Below are 21,445 nucleotides of genomic sequence, written 5' to 3' on the forward strand. Positions count from 1 at the left end.
TCAGGCCGTGGCCATATCATCGATAAAGCGTGAAATCCGGTGGTCGCGCATCTGGCGAATCTCTGCGGGTGAGGCGTCAATCTGAATACGTCCCTGCTCCATAAACACCACGCGGTCAGAAATGGTGAAAGCAAACTTCATCTCATGGGTGACGATCAGCATGGTGATCCCCTCCTCTGCCAGCTTTTCAATGACCTGCAACACTTCGCTTACGCGCTCGGGATCAAGCGCCGATGTCGGCTCATCAAACAACACCACCGCAGGCTTCATCACCAGCGTTCGGGCAATGGCCACGCGCTGTTGCTGGCCGCCGGATAACTGATGCGGATATTTGGTGGCATGTTCCAGCATCCCCACCTTATCCAGCATCGCCAGGCTGCGTTGATGCAGATCCTCGCGGCTGTCCAGATTGTGCAGGCGCGGTGCCAGCAGCAAATTCTCCAGAACCGTTTTATGCGGGAAAAGATTAAACCCCTGGAACACCATGCCGAGCCGGGTAATCTGCGAACGGTAAGCTAAGGCATTCTCACGCTGTCCCGCCTCGATAAACGCCTGACCCAGCAGCTCCACGCTGCCCTGGTCGAGTTTCTCCAGCCCGTTCACCGTACGGATCAACGTCGTTTTGCCGGAGCCGGAAGGACCAATAATCGAGATCACCTCGCCGGGTTTCACGCTGAGGTTGATATCGCGCAGCACCGGTTTATCGTTAAACGCTTTGCTGATCCCGCGCAATTGCAGAATCGGTTTGGCCGATGCGCTGTGGCTTTTGCGCGTCAAAGCCTGAGGTGTCGGTAAGCTGGCGCGGGCCTGTTCGGCATCAAACGCTGCCGGAGTACGATTCTGTACATCCCAGCGGCGTTCGAGCCAGCCAAACAGACGCTCAAACACGGTGACAATCAGCACGTAGTAGCAGGCCACCGCCAGCATCGTTTCCATCACCTTGAAGTTATCGGTGTACAGGCGCTCTCCCACCATCAGAATCTCTGACAGGGAAATCACCGACACCAGCGAGGTCATCTTCACGATGGTAATAAATTCATTCACCAGCGTTGGCAGCGAGATACGCAACGCCTGGGGAATGATGATGCTGAGGCGGATTTGGGTGGTGTTCAATCCTAACGCCCTTCCCGCTTCAAACTGCCCGCGCTGTACTGATAACAAACCACCGCGATGGATCTCCGCAATATAGGCGGTTTCACTGATGATCAGGGCCAACAGGCCCGCGGCAAACGGGTTGGAAAGTACGCTGCTGGTCGCCGGAAAAATCTGTGGCAGGTTAAAGATAAAAATCAGCAGCACCAGCAGCGGCAGGCTGCGGAACAGCCAGATATAACAGCCAGCCACATTGCGCAGCAGCGTATTGCGTGACTGCTTCGCCAGCGCCACACCCAGCCCCAGAACGATCCCGCCCAGCCAGGTCAGCACGCTGAGTTGTACCACCAGCCAACTGGCCCGCCAGAAGTCCGCGTAATGAAATAAACTTATCAGGTAAGGCCAGTCAAATTGCATGCTTCCTCCAGGGCGATCCGTTATTTACAGCGTGCCAGCTAATGCTTTGGTGATTTCATCCGCGTCCGGCATTTGCAGGTTGTACTTTTGCAGCAGCGCTCGATAGCTGCCGTCACTCACTTTCTGCGCGAATGAGGTTTTCAGTTCGTTCAGCAGCTGCGGGTTGTCCTTATTCACCGCCAGGCCGACCACCACCGGATAGATCATCTGGTGCGAGGAGATTTTCAGGCGCTGTCCGGTCTTTTCAACCGTTGCTTTTGCCACCGCGGCATCTTCATATTGCACATCCACCGCGGACGACAGCAGCGCCTGAGTGGCTTCTGGTGAAGTCGGGAACTCACGTACCGAAATGGCCCCCAGCCCCTTCGGCTGGCAATAGTCCGTTGACACTTTATTCAGACGCGCAATCCAGGCACCGCCTTTGATCGAAGCGACGCGTTTGCCGCACAGATCTTCAGGTTTCTCTGGCGCAAAGCTGGAACTGGCAGTGACCAGCAAAGACCCCCCGGTTTTCATATACGGCAGAAAATCCACCTGCTGTGCACGTTCTGGCGTGACATAGAGTGTTGAAGCGACAACGTCGAACTTATCGCTCTTTAAACCGAGGATCAGGCTGGCAAAGCGGGTGTCCTTCACCACCGGTTTCAGTTTCAGCGGCGCGGCGATCAGGTCAATAAACTCGGCATCAAAACCGGCGGGTTTATCCTGTTTTAAGAAGTTATACGGCGGATATGTCAGGTCCGAGCCAATGGTCAGGCTGCCAGGCACAAGGGTGGCAGCCTGCGCGACGCTGAAGAACACAGGTGCTGCAAGACAGGCCATGCGTAACATCGTTTTCATAGTGGAAAGCCTCTGGTGTTGTTTGTTCAACAATGCACAAGCATTAAGTGTGCCAACATTGTGATTTGCCGTATCTCGCCGGATCAAATGCCGTCAGGGAGGATCTTGTCAGGAGGGTTTGAACCAGAATGGGGCAAAAAAAACGGGCGATGCACCAGCATCGCCCGCTATGGGAAGGAAAAGATAAGATTATTTGCCGGCAAATTCCGCAAAGGCCACTAACTGGCGCGTAAGGAAACGTTTGGTGTCCTCATCGACCAGGATGCCATCCACCACCTTATGGCCGACATCACCAATCATCGCTTCCGGCTTATTCAGCACTTTGGCATCGAAATACGCCAGAATCTGGCGCAGATGCAGCTGCGCGCGCACCCCGCCTAATTTACCCGGCGAGGCAGACTGGATTAGCACGGGCTTTCCGGCCAGCGGTTGTGGATTGACACGGGAAAGCCAGTCGAGGGCATTCTTCAGCAAGCCCGGAATGGAATGGTTATATTCCGGGGTGATGATCACCAGGCCATCGGCCCCGGCGATGCCTTCTGCCATGGCGACCACGGCCGCAGGAAACCCCTCCAGTTCCGTGTCCATGCTGTAATGCGGGAATTCCCCTGGCGATCCCAGAGCGGTAAAAACCACGCCCTCCGGAGCCAGCTCCGGTAAGGTGCTGGCAATCGCTGCATTGACCGACCCTGAGCGCAGGCTACAGGTCAGAGTGACAAATTTCAGAGGGTGATTTTTCATGATTAGCTCGCAATGTATGAGGGAATCTTAGGCGCATTGTGCCGCAATGATTATCGGAGGGAGCCGGACAAAAAGTAAGTTATACAGAAGGATAGTTATACGATGAGATAATTGATCCTTTTGCAGAAATTCATATCCGCCCCTTTTGCATCATTCAAATTATCTGAAAGACTCCGCCAGAGAACCCCTATTTAGTTCCTCCTGCCTTGTGCTTACAATTTATGCAATCGAAGCCTGAGCTTCCCATATATTGAGCCACACAGGACATTATCATGAAATATATCAACATGTTAACCACCAGCATTATGCTACTGCTCCTCGCGTTCGTAAGCACTGCACAAGCGCGCGGCACGCCGCTGGATGATGCCGAAGCCAGGGTGGTAATGCAGTCTAAAGAGGCTGGCGCATCATACAAAATCGACAGCGCACGTTATGTGAACCACATTGAGCCTGCTGACGAGCTGATCAAATACACCCATGAATAACCCCGTCGCGTAAGCCGTCGTTTCCTCGTGCCTGCGGCTATACTGTTGCGGGGGTTAACATCACATGATTCCCCCGGGCTGCTACCAATCTTTTCTGACATGAGGAGTCTGTTCTATGGCATTTGTAACGACGAAAGATGGCGTGAATATCTTCTTCAAAGACTGGGGATCGAAAGATGCTCAACCGATTGTTTTCCATCACGGCTGGCCGTTAAGTGCCGATGATTGGGACAATCAGATGTTGTTCTTTCTGGCGGAAGGATTCCGGGTCATTGCCATTGATCGGCGCGGTCATGGCCGGTCGGATCAGGTCAGTGAAGGACATGATATGGACCATTACGCGGCAGATGCCTCCGCGGTGGTTGAACATCTTGACCTGCATAATGCTGTGCATGTCGGACATTCCACCGGTGGTGGTCAGGTGGCGCGTTACGTCGCCCAATATGGACAGCCCCAGGGGCGCGTCGCCAAAGCGGTGCTGATTAGCGCGGTCCCTCCCCTGATGCTGAAAACGCCGGGAAATCCCCAGGGCACGCCGATAGAGGTATTTGATGGCTTCCGTGCTGCGCTGGCGGCAAATCGTGCGCAGTTCTATCTTGATGTGGCTTCGGGTCCGTTCTATGGCTTCAACCGTGAAGGTGCGCAGTTTTCCCAGGGCACAATTCAGAACTGGTGGCGTCAGGGGATGATCGGCGGGGCTAAAGCACATTACGATGGTATCAAAGCCTTTTCGGAAACCGATCAGACGGAAGATTTAAAGGCGATTACCGTCCCGACGCTGGTGATGCAGGGAGACGACGATCAGGTCGTGCCCTATAAAGTTGCCGCATTGCTGCAGGATGAACTGTTGCAGGACAGCACATTGAAAATTTATCCCGGCTTTCCCCACGGGATGCACTCAACGCATGCGGATGTGATCAACGCCGATTTGCTCGCCTTTATTCGCGCCTGATTCACCCTTTCCCCTAAACCAGCCCGGCATGGGTTGGTTTATCCTTCCCGACTCCTCCGCCATTTTGTGATGCAGTTCATGGACTTAAGGCGGGAGCGAGTTTCTCTATGTTCGTGACAGCAAATTTTATCTTTGACCAATCTCCTTCCGCTAACGTAGCGCCATAACGCATGCAGTGGAGAAGATGAGATGGATAAGCTGTTATATGGTGTGGCCTATTACCGCGAATACCTGCCCGAAGAACGGCTGGATGAGGACATCCGCCTGATGAAGGCGGCGGGTATTAATGTTGTGCGCATTGCCGAAAGCACCTGGAGCACCTTCGAACGTCACGATGGGGAGTTTGATTTTTCCAGCGTACTCACCGTGCTGGACCGTATGCATGCCAGCCAGATTGCGGTGATTATCGGCACCCCTACTTACGCCATCCCGGGCTGGCTGGCAAAGAAACACCCCTCCGTGATGGCGACGACGCCGCAGGGCGTGAATAAATATGGCCATCGCCAGAAGATGGATATCACCAGCCCCATCTATCTACGCTACGCCGAACGGATTATTCGCAAATTATTAGATGCAACGGCGCAGCACCCGGCGGTGATTGGCTTTCAAATCGATAACGAAACCAAGTATTACGATACCTGCGGTACGCATGTGCAGCGCGATTTTGTGCGACATTTACAGCAGCGTTTTTCTGGCGATCTTACCCGACTCAATGCCGAGTTCGGGCTTGATTACTGGAGCAACCGTATCGACGCCTGGGAAGACTTCCCGCCGCTGGAGAGCACCATCAATGCCAGTCTCGGCGCGGCTTTCCAGCAATATCAGCGGCAGCTGGTTGAACAATTTCTTGCCTGGCAGGCAACACTGGTCAGTGAATACCGTCGGCCAGAGCAGTTCATCACTCATAACTTCGATTTTGAATGGCGAACCTGGTCCTATGGTCTGCGTGGCGAGGTCGATCATTTTGCGGCGTCTGCTGCACTCGATATCACCGGGGTCGATATTTATCATCCCAGCCAGCACCAGCTGACCGGCGCTGAAATCGCCTTCGCCGGTGATATTGCCCGCACCACAAAAGACAACAATTACCTGGTGCTTGAAACCCAGGCGCAGGCATTCAAAAACTGGACCCCCTGGCCCGGCCAGTTGCGCTTACAGGCATTCAGCCATATTGCCTCGGGTGCGGCGATGATCGGTTACTGGCACTGGCATTCGTTGCACAACGCCTATGAAACCTACTGGAAGGGTTTACTCAGCCACGATCTGCAACCCAACCCGATTTACCATGAAGCGCAACAGATTGGTCAGGCACTGGCCCAGCTGTCGCCGCAACTGGCAGGATTAAAGAAACAGAATCGGGCGGCGCTGCTGGTCAGCAACACCTGCCTGACCGCCATTGACTGGCACCCGTACCAGGGGCACCAGTTTGGTCGCCATAAAGAGCATCAGTACAACGATTTATTCCGCAGCTATTATGATGCCCTTTACCGGCTGAATATCGAGGTAGATATTCTCACCGTTGACGACCCGCGTATCAGCCGCTATCAGTTGCTGATCGCGCCACTGATGTATGCCGTGTCTGATGAGGTGCTGCAACGATTGAACCAGTTCGTTGCTGACGGTGGTCATGTGCTGTATTCGTTTAAGTCGGGCTTTGCCAATCAGCATCTGAAAGTGCGCCATGAACGCCAGCCGGGCGTGATTCGCGAAGCGATTGGGGCCAGCTATCAGTTGTTTGTTGAACCGCACGACGTCACGTTACAGTCGGATGTGCTGGACCTGCCCCCGCAGGCAACCCAGGTTGATCACTGGATGGAGCTACTGGAAATGGATAACCCGAACGCAGAAGTCTGGGCGCGCTACCAGCATCCTTACTGGGGCAAATATGCCGCCATCGTTCACCATCAATTTGGCCGTGGCAGTGCCACCTATATCGGATGCTGCATCAGCGAGGGGGCGCTGGAAAGTGTGTTGTGTACGCTGCGCCAGCGGCTGGGAATGGCCGATGACGCTGATGGTCACCGCTTCCCCATAGTGGTTAAACGCGCCACCAATCGTGCCGGTAACACCGTGCTGTTTTATCTTAACTTTAGCAGTCAGCCGCAGCAGGTCACCCTGGCAGGTGCGCGCGGACGGGAATTATTGCGCCAGCGGCACTGGCAACAAGGCGAGACGCTCACGCTGGCTGACTGGGATGTAGCGATTGTTGAACTGGAGGACGCACAATGAAAACCGCTACCCCAACGGATGACCTGCAACGCATTGGCTTCGCTGAACGCCTGGCCTTTGGACTCGGCGACTATGGTACCAACCTGACTTACACCCTGATGGTGACTTTCCTCGCCTATTTTTATACCGATGTTGTGGGGATCTCCGCCCTGCTGATTGGCTCGCTGATGTTCTTCGCCCGGGTGCTGGATGGTGTGATCTGTATCTTTGTCGGTATCCGCATCGATAAAACCCGCTCGCGTCTGGGTAAAGCGCGGCCCTGGGTGCTGTGGACCGCGCTGCCTTTTGGTTTGTCGGCATTTTTGATGGCGACGGTACCGGACGTCAGCTATAGCCTGAAAGTCACTTATGTCTGCATCACCTACCTGCTGGCAAACATTTGCTTTACCGCCAATAACATCGCCTATGGTTCATTGCTGGCGCTGATCACCCGTGACGCCTATCAGCGCGGTATCCTGAGTGTCTTCCGCAAGGGGCTATCGACCTGCGGATCGCTGACAGTCGGCGTATTTACCCTGCCGTTGGTGGCGCGCTTTGGCAACAGCAGTACATCCTGGATCATCGTGTTTGCCATCTTTGGCTTTTTTACCGCGCTTTGTCTGTTCCTGACGGCGATGGGCACGCGTGAACGCATTCAGCCGGTGCGCAGTGACAACAGTCAGCGCATCAATGCACGTCAGGTGGTGAGTTCCATGCTGGCAAACCGCTACTGGCTGATGATCTTTTTCTATCTGTTGGTCACCTTTACCAGCCTGACTGCCCTCTCCGCCGTCGGGGTGTACTACTCAAAATACATTCTGCGCGATGTCTCCCTGATCGCTTACATCAGCATGGCGCAATACATTCCCGGCCTGCTGACGCTGATGATCATTCCGGTGTTGCTAAAGAAACTCGGCAAACGACGGCTGGCCATGCTGGGGTTGCTGATCTGCTCGGTAGCCTATCTGATCCCGTTGCTGAATAAACAGGATGCGTTGTTTGTGATCATCGCCACCGCCGTGCGCAGTGTCGGCTTCTGTGGCATTGGGGCCACCATGTTTGCCTTGCTGGCCGATACCATTGACTACGGCGAATGGCGCACCGGGTTACGTATTGAGGGCATATTGTTCAGTGCCGGTACCCTTGGTCAGACGCTGGGTATGGGGTTAGGTACCGCCAGCGTCGGCTGGGTGCTTGGGACGGTCGGGTTTGTCAGTGGCGGTAGCACCACCCAGTCACAGTCGGTGCTTGATACCATTGAGTTCCTGTTTATCTTCTTCCCGCTGTTGCTGGCGGTGCTCAACCTCGGACTGCTGTATTTCTATAAACTGGATGATTTCTATCACCAGGTGGCACAGGATCTGGCGGCGGGTCGCTACCAGCAAAATAACCCTCTCATCACCTCAGTGGCCAGGGAGCCGCTGCAAGACTAAAGTTGCGCCACGCCGCAAAAGCGCTCTCCGCCATGCGATTCCGGCAGAGGGCGCAGTTATACTTCCCGCTTCTTACTCCGCAGGAATGACGCTGATGGTTGAGTTGAGCGATGCCGACATGATGAATTTCTCCCCGCTGGTGAAAAGTTTCACCTTTAACGCCTTTATGGTGTCGGGATATACGCCAATCAGCCCCGGCAGTAAGCTCGACTTTTTTATTCATCGGCCACAGGGGATGAAGGGTTATCTGCTCAATATCACGTTAAAAGGTGAAGGCATTATTCATAACGCTGACGGTGAATTCCGTTGCCAGCCGGGCGAGATGCTGCTGTTTCCGCCGGGCGTACTGCATCACTACGGTCGTGCGAAAGAAAGCCCCGCCTGGGATCATCTATGGATTTACTTTGTGCCTCGTCCCTACTGGATCGACTGGTTGCACTGGGATCGTAATCAGGGCCAGATTGGTCGTATGGCATGTGGCGATTCGCCGCTGTTGCAGCACATGGTGCAACTGTTTAAAGAAGTGATTCACTGGAATGCGGCGGCAGAACCGCTGGCGGAAGCGATGGCGATGAACACACTGGAGCGTATTATTCTGGATGCTTTCCAGCGACAACCCACCAGCAATCGCCATAACCGTGACCCACGTATTCAGACCGTTTGCCATTACATCAATGAACATCTGGCCGAAGAGACGCGAGTGGAACAACTGGCGCAGATGACTTTTTTATCCCCTTCCCGACTGGCGCATCTTTTTAAGCGTGAGATGGGGCATACGATTTATGGCTGGCGTGAACGCCAGCGCGTTTCACGCGCCTGTGATTTGTTACAGCAAACCCAGTTGCCGATTGCCCAGGTCGCACGCGCAGTCGGCTATGGTGACCCGCTCTACTTCTCGCGCATATTTAGCCAGCACCGCACTCTAAGCCCGCGCGAATATCGTAAAAAGTTTGAACGCATGCCACTTTTTTAATTGGCTGATTTAATACTTCCTGATTTCCGGATCAATAATTAACCATTCGGGTCAATAAGTTATATGTTATCTTCACACTGCAACATTCCCCGATGATAATGATACTTATTGTGATAACATCCGGCATTATGCTAACGCCGCTACATTTTTATGCAGGTTGAACCTGTGTCTTTTCGCAGTATATTGGATATTAAGCACAACGTTTAAACATCCGTGAAATTCAGGTTGAGAAGAGATCTACTATGAATCACTTGGTTTATGTTGTTGATGATGACGAATCGGTAAGATCTGCCCTGAGTAATCTGCTCAGTTCAGAAGATTATGACGTTAACGTTTTTTCCACCGCCCAGGCATTTCTTGATCATACCTTCAATGCCGTTCCCAGCTGCCTGATTCTGGATATTAATATGCCGGGTGCAGATGGCTTTGCCGTGGCAAATACCTTAAATGCGCGTGGTTATGTTATTCCTACCATTTTCCTCACCGGGTTCGGCACCATTCCCGTAACCGTTAAAGCGATGAAAACCGGTGCCTGTGAATTCTTAACCAAACCGGTCGATCCTGAGCGGATATTACAGGCGGTGGCGGAAGCGCTGGTGATTGCTGAGGAAAACCTCGTGTCTTCGCAGGAAAAGTATGACATGACGGTGCGCCATCAGTCACTGACCCCGCGTGAAAGCGAAGTCATGATGCTGGCGATTAGTGGTTTGCTGAACAAACAAATTGCGGCGGAGATGGGCATCAGTGAAATTACTGCTAAGGTGCATAAACGCCGGGTGATGGAAAAGATGAATGTCCGTTCCCTTTCCGATCTGGTGCGTGCTGCCGAACGGCTTAATATTCTCAGCACGCGCCGTCGTTAGGCGTTATCACTGGCTGGCGGCTCGACAGGTAAGGTAAACCAGAAGCGGCTGCCAAAGTCAGTACGGTTTTCTCCCCGCAGTTCGCCACAATGTTTTTTAATGATGCCCTGGCTGATCGTCAGCCCCATCCCCATCCCTTCCTTTTTGGTGGTATAGAACGACTCAAAGATATGGTCCCGCACCTCATCAGGGATACCCGATCCGGTGTCCTGCACTTCAAAACGAATGGTGTCGGGTGTGGGATTGGAGGTCGCCAGCGTCAGGATAAGCGCACGCTCGTCGATGCCGGTCATGGCATCAATCGCATTCACCACCAGATTCAGCAGCACCTGCTGAATCTGGATACGGTCACAATAAACCTCGGCACAGTCGGCATGCAGCTTCAGCTCCAGCGAGATCCATTTTCTTTCAATCTCAGCACGGGATAGCGCCAGAATATCGCGGGCGATCAAATGCAGGTTAGCTTTAGCAAAAACCGAGTCATGTTTACGGGTTAACGCCTGCAAACCCCGGATGATATCGCCCGCACGTTTACCCTCCTGCAAAATCTCATTAAGACTGAAACAGGCATTCTCGATATGCTGCGGTTCGCGTTTCAACCAGCGCTGACTGGCACCGGCATGGGCGACGATCGACATTAACGGCTGGTTGATTTCGTGCGCTATCGAGGCGGTTAACTGCCCGACGGTGGTGGCGCGTGATACCCGAGCCAGGTCGGCCTGTGCCATACGCGCCGCATCCTCTGCCCGGCGCTGCACCGTGATGTCGGAAATGGTGCCAAAATACTCCTTCACCTCCGGCCAGTTTTCCACCGGATCGCCAATCCCTTTTATATAACGGCATTCGCCATTGGGCCGAATGATGCGAAATTCCGCCTGCATACTGATACCGTTGCGCACACTGTCACGCACCAGCTCGTTAATACATTGGAAGTCGTCAGGATGCACAACGGTCATGAAATCCGCCATCGACCAGTTTTGCTGCTGCTCAGGCAAGCCCAGAATACGCATATATTCATCCGACACTGACAGCCTGTCCTGCCCGATATCCCAGCTCCAGGTGCCGGTATGGCTGATTTTCTCCCCCAGCATCAGGGACGTCTGGCTGGTGCGCAGCTGCTTCTCCACTCGCCTTCTGTGAATGTTTTCTTCCAGCAATTCCGCATACAGGCGCGCTGTCTCAATGGATACCGCCGCCTGCGCGCTGAGGGTTTTAACGATATGCGATTGCTCGGCGGTGAACACATCCGGCATCAGCCGGTTTTCCAGATATAACACCCCAACCATATTGGCCTGTTTGAACATGGGCACACACATCACGGCGGCACCGGAGGCAACCAGATACGGATCCTGACTAAACGGGCTGAAATCTTCCGGTTTACCGGTACGAATCTCCTGTCCGGTACGGATCACCGCAGAAAGCACCGACAGCGGCAAATCGGTGGCGGCTGGCCGTTCTTTGACAATCCTGACTTTAACGCCATCGGCATTGGCTTCGGCCCAGGCTTCCGTTTCCGGCACATTACCGTCCAGCACGCGAATCAGCAGGCAACGCTGCGCCCCGGCCCGTTCCAGCAGCATACGCATCAGAATATGGATCAGGCGATCAAGATTGATCTCTTCCGTCAGGGCACGTACCGCCGTCACCACACTTTCGAGGTCACGAATGGCTTCGTCTTCAAAGGGGATGGTGGTGAAAGCGTTACTTTGCTTTTGCGTCGCCAGTTGCGGATAGCGCTGCTCCAGCTGGCGCACCTTGGCCTGTGCCCCCCAGTTTTCCCAGCCGCTGATTGCCCCTTTTAAATAGGCATCGGCAGGCACATCCAGCTTCCAGCCTTTGGCGCAATATCCCGCCAGCTCGTAAGCCAGTGCGTTGATGTGCTGATAGCCTGACTTGCGTGACAAATTAATCGCCATCTCGTACTGGCTTAACGCCTCGCCCACTTCACCGCGCAGGCGGGCCAGTTCAGCGGCGATCAGCGCGGCTTTATCAGCAAACAGCTCGGGATTAAGCACCGACCATTGGACAATTTTGTCAAAATGGTCGTGGGCCTGCTGATGAACTTTGGCGGTCGCCTGCCCGGCAGACAATGGCACCGTCAGGCTCAGCGCGCTAAAGAAATGCAGGTCCATCAGATAGATATAACCGGGTACGGCGCTTATCAGCTGCGTCGCCTGGGCGAAACATGGCAACGCCAGGGGATATTCACCCGCATAAAAATGCGCCATGCCACGATACAAATATGACCAGAACAGCACCATCGCTTTAGGACCGGACACCGGGCCCGGTTCGCTGCCGCTAAGCTGAGTGGGATAGAGGTCCACCCCGCTAAATTTTGTATTGCTGCTGCCGCGCAGGTGAATGACAAAATGCTTTTGCATCAGCAGCACGTTTTCGACATCGGGATAAAAAGATTTTTGCGTAAAGGCCAGACCCCGTTCGATGGTGGTCTGCACCGATTCCAGATGATCACCGCGCGTCAGGTAGTTCATCACCTGATGACGCAACGACAGGCAGGCAAAGGATTTATCGCCGTGGGCCAGCGCGACATTGAAGCTTTTTTTCGCGTAATCGATTGCGAAGGCCAGCGGCTGCGTCCAGATCCCCACCTGATCCAGCGGCAACAAGGTGCGCGCTTTAAAACGCAAAAAATTATGCTTTTCGGCCAGTTGGGTGGCTAACATGCCGGATTTAAAGCCGTAATGGTATTCCTGGTAGCGATCGGTGATCAGCACGCTAAACCATGACAGGCCAAACACCGACGCACCGCTGATACCGTGGTCCAGCGTCATATCCAGCATTTTGCACACCAGCAGCAGGTGTAACTGCGGGCAGTCATAAGAGGAAGCAAAAATGGTGCTGGCCATCAGATTCAGCACCGATTCTTTTTCGCGATTCGCCATCAGCGGCAGCGTCCCGATGGTGGTGGCGGGATCTGGCCCCAGTCGCGCTTTCAGTGCGTACCACGCAGCATCACACTCATCTTCATCGGGATAACGATTGAAGTGCACGCCAAATACCGCCAGCCAGGCCAGCGCTGTCTCCAGTGCCAGATAGTTGTCTGACTGCCGCATATGGATTTCAGCCGACAGGCAAGCCGCGGCGGATTTCTCCGTCAGGCTGCCGGGCATCCCCAGCAGCCCGGTGCACAGCGACTGTGCTGCGCTGAGATTGCCTTGCAGGAACTGGCACTCCGCTTCCTCAAAGCCCAGCAGAAAATGGTCCGAAGCGGGCTGCTGCTGATTGAGCACGCGTGCAGTTTGCAGATAGCGTAAAGCAGAAGCGTAATCTCCGGCACGTTTGGCGCGCTGCGCCGCCGTGAGGCTGAGGCGAAAATAATGACGACTTTGCGCCGGGGTCATCGGCACATCCGCTGCCATCGCAATATGATGCACCGCGCGAAACAGCGTCTCGTTGCCCTCGGCACGTGGTGCGCACTCCGCCAGCAGACAGGCGGCCTGTTGATGGATACGTAACTTTTGCTTAAAACCAATCAGCAAAAAAGCTGCATCATGAACGCGATCGTGAGTGAAGGTGTATTCATCATTGACGATGGTAATAAACCGCGCCGCAATCGCGGGGCGTAACCGATCCTGAATTTTGCGCGGGCTGGCACCCAGAATCTGGCTGAGCAGCACCAGCTGGCCATTCCCGCCAAGACAGGCCAGGCTGCCGAGCAGCTGGCGCGTCGCTTCCGGCATCCGCTCCAGCTGGCGAACCACCAGACTGGCGACATTATCGGTGTACTGACGTGCCTTTAAAGCGCTCTGGTCGTAGTGCCATTTCAGCGGATCTTTGGTGTAAAAGATCAGCCCGTCATCAATGGCCTGTTTAAAAAACTCTTGCAGAAAAAGCGGATTGCCGCCGGTTTTCTCATGAATCAGCTGGGCCAGCCCACTGGTGCCGCTGGTGCGGGTATGCAGCATGCCCGCCAGCCAGCGGGCGACCATTTTTACATTGAGCGGTTGCGGTGTCAGCTGGGTGATCCGTGCGGCGGCGCTCTGAATACGCGCCAGGAACCCCGCCACCTGCCGACAAGGCATCGACTCCGCATCGCGATGCGCGATCACCAGTAAAAATGGCAGATGTTCATTACGTTCAAACACTTTCTCCAGCAGTTGCAGGCTGGCCTGGTCCGCCCAGTGCACATCGTCAATCAACATCACCAGCGGTTTACCGGATGAGGTAAACGCCTTGATTAACGCACAGGCCATCTGATGAAAACGTTCGCGCGCATCGATTAACGCATCGGCGCTGACCGCCTGCGGCGAAATATCCAGCAACTGGCGGAGTTCCGGAACCAGTTCAATCGCCAGCTCGACATCATCGCCCAACGCTCGCACTAAACGCGCCCGCCACACCTGCACATCCGCAGCGGACAAGCCAAGCAGATATAACGTCAGGGTGCGAAAGGCCGCCGTCAGCGCGGAATATGGCACCTGGGGAGAATGCTGATCGGCTTTGCCGACGGTCAACAAAATCGGTTTGTGCTGCATCTTTTTCAGTGCCGAAGCAATGATGGCCGACTTCCCTGATCCCGGCGCACCGCCAATCATCACCAGATGATGGGTACCGCTGCGCTGCACTTCCTCCAGCGCATTGAGTAACTCTCGCGCCTGTGGATGGCCGGTAAAGAGCGTTTCAACACGATAATTCGTCGTGAAACGTTCCTGCAAACCCAGGGTAAAGGGGGCAATAGTCCCTTCAGCGGTCAGCGTCGCTTTGCAACGTCGCAGGTCGGCCAGCAGACCATCAATGGTTTGATAGCCATCCGCCGGTGATTTTGCCAGCAATCGCAGGATGATGGCCGAAAGCATCGCCGGGACATCCGCACGGATCGACTCCGGTGGCCGTGGTGCGGTAGCCAGATGGTGGTGGATCCATTCGGTGTGCCCTGCCTGGGGTGAACCAAATGGCAGCCTGCCCGTGAGCATTTCGTATAACACCACGCCCAGGCTGTAGAGATCGCTCAGGTTGCTGACCGGATAAGGAGTGCGTCCGGTATGCGCCGGTGACATATAGGCCAGCGTACCGCCTGAGGCGCGTAGCGAATTTTTCAGTTGAGAATCGACGGTGACGGAGGCCAGACCAAAACCCCCCAGGCGGTAAGAACCGTCGTTATTCAGGAACAGATGAGCGGGCTTGATATCACCATGCACAATCCCCTGGTGATGGGCCTGGCTGAGCGGCAGGCACAGCTGAATGGCATTGCGGAGGTAATCCGCAATTTGCTCGGGTGGCACCCCGATGATCCCCGCCAGCGTGCGATAAGGAAATTGCGGATAGACCAGCGCATAGTGACCCTGGTAACGGGTAAAGCCAGCCGGTTTCACCGCCCAGCGTGGAGCGAGGTGCGGGGCCAGCGCCAGCTCATTTTTCAATAACTGCGTCGCCTGAAAGGCCACCTCGTCACTGGCAGCGCTGGCGATCAGCACAGTTTCCCCGCTGGCAAATCGTCCCATCAACCAGGCAATGCTGCCATCCTGTGCCAGCGGCGTCAGCGTTATCTCTTCCGGCAGCGTAATTTTGGCTTCAATGTGACCTTCCTGCGGGACAGAGATAATGCCCATTATGGTGTTTCCCCACGCGAGAGTTCGCTACGAATGATGGTCAGGAGCGTATCAACATCGATGGGTTTACGCAAAAAGGTCACCGCACCCAACGCAATCGCGTACCACTGCACCGATTCTTCCTGATCGGCCGAGATGAAAATCACGGGCAGTGCCACGGACTGCTGTTTCAGGACTGAGTAAAGTTCAAAACCGCTCATTCCTTTCAATCTGACGTCGATGATCAGCATCGCTGCGCCGCTTAATGCTGACTCGTTTTGGAGGAGTTCTTCGCCCGATTCATACAGGCTGGTGGTGTATCCGTCAGAATGCAGTAAATTGCTCAGGCCATTACGGACTGAGCGTTCATCATCAACGATAACAATGTGCTGTGGTAGCGTCATGCTGTAATCCTCTGATAATCCTCACGCGGACGTGAGGATATTCCTTAGGGTCCCTTTTCTCCACCAGGTGGTGGCGTGCCACTGATTTTGGGCACACATTCATGGCGGAACCAGGCCAGGGTCACCGGTTGGCGACGGATCAGGCGTTGCGCCAGCGGGACCAGTTGCTCCCCCACCAGCATGCCAAATAACCCCAGCAGCGCGATCACCGGCGGCGCAGGGGAATTGACATCTATCAGACCATAAATCAGGCCCGCCAGCATACCCACCACCAACGAGATAACATATGACTTCAGCATGGTCAGGATCTCTTATCGACGTGGCTTGAGACAGTGCTGGCCTGCTGCACCGGCTTCACCAGCTGAACCAGTTGCCCGCCAATAATCATGCCCAGCAAACCGATGAGCGCGATGGCCGGTGGCGCCGGAGAACGCACCCGTAGCAGTGCGTAAAACAGGCCAACCAACACCCCCGCTCCCAGAGAAATGATCAAAGGACTCATCATGATCCTCCAGTGACCGGCACATTGAAGTGCCGGTCATCGCATGGCAATTAACGTGCCGGGACCGGTGCCAGGGTGCGATGTTCGCTTTCCTGACGTGATGGCGCTTTGTGCACCATGGTGTAAGCGTAATCAACGCCAATGCCGTAGGCACCAGAATGCTCTTTGGCAATTTTCATCACGGCGTCATAGGTATCACGATGTGCCCAGTCACGCTGCCATTCCAGCATCACCTGCTGCCAGGTTACCGGGATCACGCCCGCCTGGATCATGCGCTGCATGGCATAATCATGGGCTTCTTTTGAGGTGCCGCCAGACGCATCCGCCACCATATAGATTTCATAGCCGCCTTCCAGCATGGCGCACAGTGCGAAGCTGTTGTTACACACTTCGGTCCACAGGCCGGAAACCACCACTTTTTTCTTCCCGTTCGCGGCCAGCGCATCGCGTACTTTCTGATCATCCCATGAGTTCATGGAGGTACGTTCCAGAATATCCAGCCCCGGGAACACGTCCAGCAGCTCAGGATAGGTATAGCCAGAGAAACTCTCGGTTTCGACCGTGGTGATGATGGTCGGAATGTTAAATACCTTCGCCGCTTTTGCCAGCGCAACCGTGTTATTTTTCAGCACCTGACGATCGATTGACTGCACGCCAAACGCCATCTGCGGTTGCTGATCGATAAAGATAATCTGGCTGTTATGCGGGGTCAGAACTTCAAGCTTAGAGTTGGACATGAATTTACCCATTGAGGTTAGTAACTGGATTTCCGTGAACATAGATACGGAGCAAAAGTGGCAGTCACCGGTTGGTCACTGTCAGATCTGAGTTTAGGGGGCATTGCATGACCGGACTATTATCTCTGTGTATAAGTATACGAACGTATAGGTATCCCTTTGTATAACTAGACGCCGTTTCTCCCCGCTCACCATAATCCTGAGCTGATGGTGCTCTGCCGCCCTGCGACAGCGCGCATTTCCCGTCCGGTGGCTTAAGCCCTATTCGGACATCTCAGTTCAGGAGGATCTATGGTGACGCTCGGTAAAGCAGAGCTGATTTTAATCAACGGCAAATTCCACACTGTCGACCGTGCCAACCCGGTGGCTGTCGCCGTGGCGATTCGTGAAGGTAAATTTCTGGCCGTCGGTAGCCAGGCAGAAGTGATGGAGCACCACTGCGAAGGGACCAGAGTCATCGACCTCAAGGGTCATACCGCCATTCCCGGCCTGAATGACTCCCACCTGCACCTGATCCGTGGTGGTCTCAACTACAATCTGGAACTGCGCTGGGAAGGCGTGCCCTCGCTGGCTGACGCGCTGCGCATGTTAAAAGAGCAGGCGCTGCGTACCCCTTCACCACAGTGGGTGCGGGTGGTGGGTGGCTGGACCGAGTTCCAGTTTGCCGAACGCCGCATGCCAACGCTGGAAGAGATCAACGACGCGGCACCCGATACCCCGGTCTTCATTCTGCATCTTTACGATCGCGCCCTGCTCAACCGCGCCGCGCTGAAAGTGGTGGGATACACCAAAGACACGCCAAACCCACCGGGGGGTGAAATCCAGCGCGACAGCAACGGCAACCCGACCGGGATGCTGATTGCCCGCCCTAATGCGATGATCCTTTACGCTACCCTGGCGAAAGGACCGAAACTGCCGCTGGAATTGCAGATTAACTCCACCCGTCAGTTTATGCGTGAACTGAATCGCCTCGGCCTGACCAGCGCCATCGATGCAGGCGGCGGCTTCCAGAACTATCCCGACGATTATGAAGTGATTGCCGAGCTGCACAGCAAAAAGCAGATGACGGTGCGCATCGCCTATAACCTGTTTACCCAGCGTCCCGGCCATGAACTGGAAGATTTCGAAAAATGGACCGATATGCTGACCCCCGGCCAGGGCAGTGATTATTTCCGTCACAACGGTGCCGGTGAAATGCTGGTGTTCTCGGCGGCCGATTTCGAAGATTTCCTCGAACCGCGTCCGGACCTGGCCCCGGGTATGGAAGATGAGCTGGAGCGCGTGGTGCGTCACCTGGTGGAACATCGCTGGCCGTTCCGTTTGCACGCCACGTACAACGAATCCATCAGCCGCATGCTGGATGTATTTGAAAAAGTGAACCGCGATATTCCGTTTAACGGGCTGCATTGGTTCTTCGACCATGCGGAAACCGTGACGCAGAAAAATATCGATCGTATCAAAGCCCTCGGTGGCGGCATTGCGGTGCAGCATCGTATGGCGTTCCAGGGTGAATATTTTGCCGAGCGCTATGGCATCGAAGCCACCCGCCACACACCGCCAGTGGCCCGCATGCTGGAGACCGGCGTCCCGGTGGGTCTGGGTACCGACGCCACCCGCGTTGCCAGCTACAACCCGTGGACCGCGCTTTACTGGCTGGTTTCCGGTCGTACCGTGGGCGGCATGCAAATGTATGACGTCAATGCCCGTCTCGATCGTGACACCGCACTGATGCTGTGGACGCAGGGCAGCGCCTGGTTCTCCAGCGAACAGGGGAAAAAAGGTCAGATCAAAGTCGGCCAGCTGGCGGATATGGCGGTGCTGAGCAAGGATTTCTTCAGCGTGCCCGAAGAGGAAATCAAAGGTATTGAATCGGTGCTGACGGTGGTGGATGGCAATGTGGTCTATGCCGCCGGATCCTTTGGCGGGGAAGCCCCTCCTGCGCTGCCGGTGCTGCCGGAATGGTCACCGGTGGTGAAGGTGCCGGGTCACTACCGCAGTGCGCCACCGGATGCTATGACGCGTGTCGGCATGATGCCGCAGGCCCATCATTGCAGCGGTCCTTGCGGCGTCCACAGCCACCAGCATGATATTGCGCGTGGTGCCAATGTCCCGGTAGCCGAGGATAACGCCTTCTGGGGCGCGCTCGGTTGCAGCTGCTTTGCGTTTTAACATCATGAAGACCTCATCGGTTTTCTCCATCCCGCCCCGGATCGATCTGGGGCTGTTTTTCCTGCGTCTGACCGGCAGCCTGTTGTTGCTGCATGTGCATGGCTTACCCAAGGTGTTTCATTTTCAGGAAGAACTGACGCGTATCGAAGACCCATTCGGCATGGGGCCGTATATGAGCCTGATCCCGGCGATCGTGGCGGAAGTGATCTGCCCGATCCTGATCATTCTCGGCTGGTGGTCACGGCTGGCCTGCCTGCCGATTATCGGCGTGTTGCTGGTGGCGATGCTGGTAGTCCATCCGGACTGGTCGATCGCCGATGGCCAGTTTGGCTGGTTGCTGCTGATTATCTTTACCACGCTGGCGCTGACCGGTCCGGGAGCGTGGCGCATCGGTGCGAAGCCAAAGCAGGAGCTACGACATGGCACAGGTTAATGATATTCACAGCGCGGGTGCCGAACTTCCCGACGAATTACCGGTGCAAGCCGCTTCACCGTGGCAGCCTCTCAGGCAGCCGGTTTTCCGCATGCTGTGGCTGGCAACGGTGGTCTCCAACATCGGTTCATGGATGAACGATGTTGGCGTCAACTGGAGCATGCTGACACTCAGCAGCGATCCTCTGCTGGTGGCGCTGGTGCAGGCTGCCAGCAGCCTGCCGATGTTTCTGTTCGCCCTGCCTTCCGGGGTGATGGCCGATATTGTCGATCGTCGTAAATATCTGCTGTTTTCGCAGCTGTGGGTGTTTATCGCCGCCACCGGCCTGACGCTGCTCTCCTGGGCAGGATTAGTGACGCCCTCCGTGTTGCTGGTCGCTGCCTTTCTGCTGAGCACCGGCGCCGCCATGAGTTCACCGCCCTTCCAGGCCATCGTGCCGGATCTGGTGAGCAAAAATGAGCTGGGACCGGCCATCGCCCTTAACTCGCTGGGTATTAACATCAGCCGTGCCATTGGTCCGGCGCTGGGTGGTCTGATCCTGTCATTTGCCGGTCCGTGGATGGTGTTTCTGCTCAATGCGCTGTCGGTGCTCGGGGTTGCCTGGGTGCTGTATCGCTGGAAGGCGGCACCCAGCATCCAGCGGCTGCCGCCGGAACACTTTTTCCCTGCCGTGCGGGTGGGATTGCGCTATGTCCATGCGGCACCGGTTTTCCGTAATGTGCTGGTGCGCACCTGTGCCTTCTTTCTGTTTGGCAGCGCCGGATGGGCCTTGTTACCGCTGGTGGCACGGCGTGAACTGGGCCTCGGCCCCGGCGGTTACGGCATTATGCTCGCCTGTATCGGTCTGGGAGCCATCTGCGGTGCGGTATTACTGCCGGGACTGAGCAAAAAATTCAGCGCCGACCGGCTGATGGTGCTGGCCAGCCTGCTGTTTGGCCTGACCATGCTGGCGCTGGCGTTTATCCGTCATTTCTGGTGGCTGAATGCCTGCGAATTCTTCACCGGATTCGCCTGGATTGCGGTGCTGTCCACCCTCAATCTCGGCGCTCAGCGCAGTGCCGCCAAATGGGTCAAAGCCCGTGCGCTGGCGGTGTACCTCACGGCATTCTTCGGTTCAATGACCGTCGGCAGCGCCGTGTGGGGACAGCTGGCGACCCATTTCTCGATCCCGGTTTCACTCTGCATTGCGGCGGTGGGGATGTTTTTATCCTGCGCCACCGTCTGGCGCTGGCGGCTCGATCAGGACCCCGATTTAAATCTTGAGATTCTGAACGACAGCGATAACAGCCCGGTGCCTGAGGTCCATCACAATCGAGGCCCGGTGATGGTGAGCTACGAATATCGTATCCGCAGCGAAGATGCCCATGATTTTACCCTGTGCATGCAGGATATGCGCCGCGTACGGCGTCGTGGTGGCGCGATCAACTGGTCGATTTATGAAGACGTGCTGCAACCCGGCCTTTTCGTCGAAACCTTTGTGGTGGGTTCGTGGATGGAGCATCTGCGCGAAAAAGAGCGCTACACCATGAACGATCGCAAGATTCAGAGCCGGGTTTACGCCTTCCATCAGGGCGAAAATATGCCCGAAGTCCGCTATCTGGTGGCGCCGGCCTGATGCAGGCCGCCATGCCAAATCAATATACTCAA

17 protein-coding genes are annotated in these 21,445 nt (G+C 55.4%); 9 read left to right on the forward strand and 8 right to left on the reverse strand.

Going from position 1 to position 21,445, the window contains the following annotated elements; all coding sequences use genetic code 11:
• From CUN67_RS09705 to CUN67_RS09715, 3 genes are all read right to left on the reverse strand, one after another.
• On the reverse strand, positions 1–1,509 hold the full coding sequence (locus tag CUN67_RS09705) for an amino acid ABC transporter permease/ATP-binding protein (RefSeq protein WP_208715069.1): 1,509 nt from the start codon (positions 1,507–1,509) through the stop codon (positions 1–3).
• A 24-nt stretch (positions 1,510–1,533) separates the two neighbouring features.
• A complete protein-coding gene (locus CUN67_RS09710) occupies positions 1,534–2,349 on the reverse strand; it encodes an ABC transporter substrate-binding protein (protein ID WP_208715070.1) in 816 nt (271 codons plus the stop codon).
• Between the two features lie 189 nt (positions 2,350–2,538).
• Positions 2,539–3,090: an NADPH-dependent FMN reductase gene (locus CUN67_RS09715; RefSeq protein ID WP_208715071.1), complete on the reverse strand. Its 552-nt coding sequence runs from the start codon at positions 3,088–3,090 to the stop codon at positions 2,539–2,541.
• 272 nt (positions 3,091–3,362) lie between these two features.
• Between CUN67_RS09715 and CUN67_RS09720 the strand changes: the two genes are divergently transcribed.
• The 6 genes from CUN67_RS09720 (at position 3,363) to CUN67_RS09745 (ending at position 10,004) form a co-directional block, all read left to right on the forward strand.
• Complete coding sequence (locus CUN67_RS09720; protein ID WP_208715072.1) at positions 3,363–3,575, forward strand: DUF1471 domain-containing protein; 213 nt, start codon at positions 3,363–3,365, stop codon at positions 3,573–3,575.
• Between the two features lie 115 nt (positions 3,576–3,690).
• Positions 3,691–4,527, forward strand: coding sequence for an alpha/beta fold hydrolase (locus tag CUN67_RS09725; protein WP_208715073.1), 837 nt, complete (start codon positions 3,691–3,693; stop codon positions 4,525–4,527).
• 189 nt (positions 4,528–4,716) lie between these two features.
• On the forward strand, positions 4,717–6,756 hold the full coding sequence (locus tag CUN67_RS09730) for a beta-galactosidase (RefSeq protein WP_208715074.1): 2,040 nt from the start codon (positions 4,717–4,719) through the stop codon (positions 6,754–6,756).
• Complete coding sequence (locus tag CUN67_RS09735) at positions 6,753–8,168, forward strand: MFS transporter (protein ID WP_208715075.1); 1,416 nt, start codon at positions 6,753–6,755, stop codon at positions 8,166–8,168. Before CUN67_RS09730 ends, CUN67_RS09735 begins: the two co-directional genes overlap by 4 nt.
• A 94-nt stretch (positions 8,169–8,262) precedes the next feature.
• Entirely contained in the window at positions 8,263–9,141 is an 879-nt protein-coding gene (gene araC / locus CUN67_RS09740; protein WP_208715076.1) for an arabinose operon transcriptional regulator AraC, read from the forward strand.
• A gap of 242 nt (positions 9,142–9,383) precedes the next feature.
• Entirely contained in the window at positions 9,384–10,004 is a 621-nt protein-coding gene (locus tag CUN67_RS09745) for a response regulator transcription factor (RefSeq protein WP_208715077.1), read from the forward strand.
• On the opposite strand, the gene CUN67_RS09750 is transcribed toward CUN67_RS09745, so the two are convergent.
• The 5 genes from CUN67_RS09750 to CUN67_RS09770 are packed head-to-tail and all read right to left on the reverse strand — an operon-like array spanning position 10,001 to position 17,196.
• Positions 10,001–15,574: an ATP-binding sensor histidine kinase gene (locus tag CUN67_RS09750; protein WP_208715078.1), complete on the reverse strand. Its 5,574-nt coding sequence runs from the start codon at positions 15,572–15,574 to the stop codon at positions 10,001–10,003. The two genes, CUN67_RS09745 and CUN67_RS09750, sit on opposite strands and share 4 nt — an antisense overlap.
• Positions 15,574–15,957, reverse strand: a complete 384-nt coding sequence (locus tag CUN67_RS09755; RefSeq protein ID WP_208715079.1) for a response regulator transcription factor — start codon at positions 15,955–15,957, stop codon at positions 15,574–15,576. Before CUN67_RS09755 ends, CUN67_RS09750 begins: the two co-directional genes overlap by 1 nt.
• A 44-nt stretch (positions 15,958–16,001) precedes the next feature.
• The gene (locus CUN67_RS09760) at positions 16,002–16,256 is read right to left on the reverse strand and encodes a XapX domain-containing protein (RefSeq protein WP_208715080.1); all 255 of its coding nucleotides are present in this window, start codon (positions 16,254–16,256) and stop codon (positions 16,002–16,004) included.
• 2 nt (positions 16,257–16,258) lie between these two features.
• Positions 16,259–16,462 (reverse strand): DUF1427 family protein, encoded by a 204-nt coding sequence (locus CUN67_RS09765; protein WP_439332276.1) that lies wholly within the window; start codon positions 16,460–16,462, stop codon positions 16,259–16,261.
• Between the two features lie 47 nt (positions 16,463–16,509).
• Positions 16,510–17,196, reverse strand: coding sequence for a hydrolase (locus CUN67_RS09770; RefSeq protein WP_084874831.1), 687 nt, complete (start codon positions 17,194–17,196; stop codon positions 16,510–16,512).
• 291 nt (positions 17,197–17,487) lie between these two features.
• Between CUN67_RS09770 and CUN67_RS09775 the strand changes: the two genes are divergently transcribed.
• From CUN67_RS09775 to CUN67_RS09785, 3 genes are read left to right on the forward strand one after another with little or no spacing between them, the layout of a single operon-like run.
• Positions 17,488–19,365, forward strand: a complete 1,878-nt coding sequence (locus tag CUN67_RS09775; protein ID WP_208715081.1) for an amidohydrolase — start codon at positions 17,488–17,490, stop codon at positions 19,363–19,365.
• A 4-nt stretch (positions 19,366–19,369) separates the two neighbouring features.
• Entirely contained in the window at positions 19,370–19,798 is a 429-nt protein-coding gene (locus CUN67_RS09780; RefSeq protein WP_208715082.1) for a DoxX family protein, read from the forward strand.
• Positions 19,785–21,413, forward strand: coding sequence for an MFS transporter (locus CUN67_RS09785; RefSeq protein ID WP_208715083.1), 1,629 nt, complete (start codon positions 19,785–19,787; stop codon positions 21,411–21,413). The genes CUN67_RS09780 and CUN67_RS09785 overlap by 14 nt, the downstream gene beginning before the upstream one ends.
• Positions 21,414–21,445: the final 32 nt, after the last annotated feature.

Source organism: Pantoea cypripedii, assembly GCF_011395035.1.
Taxonomy (GTDB): domain Bacteria; phylum Pseudomonadota; class Gammaproteobacteria; order Enterobacterales; family Enterobacteriaceae; genus Pantoea; species Pantoea cypripedii_A.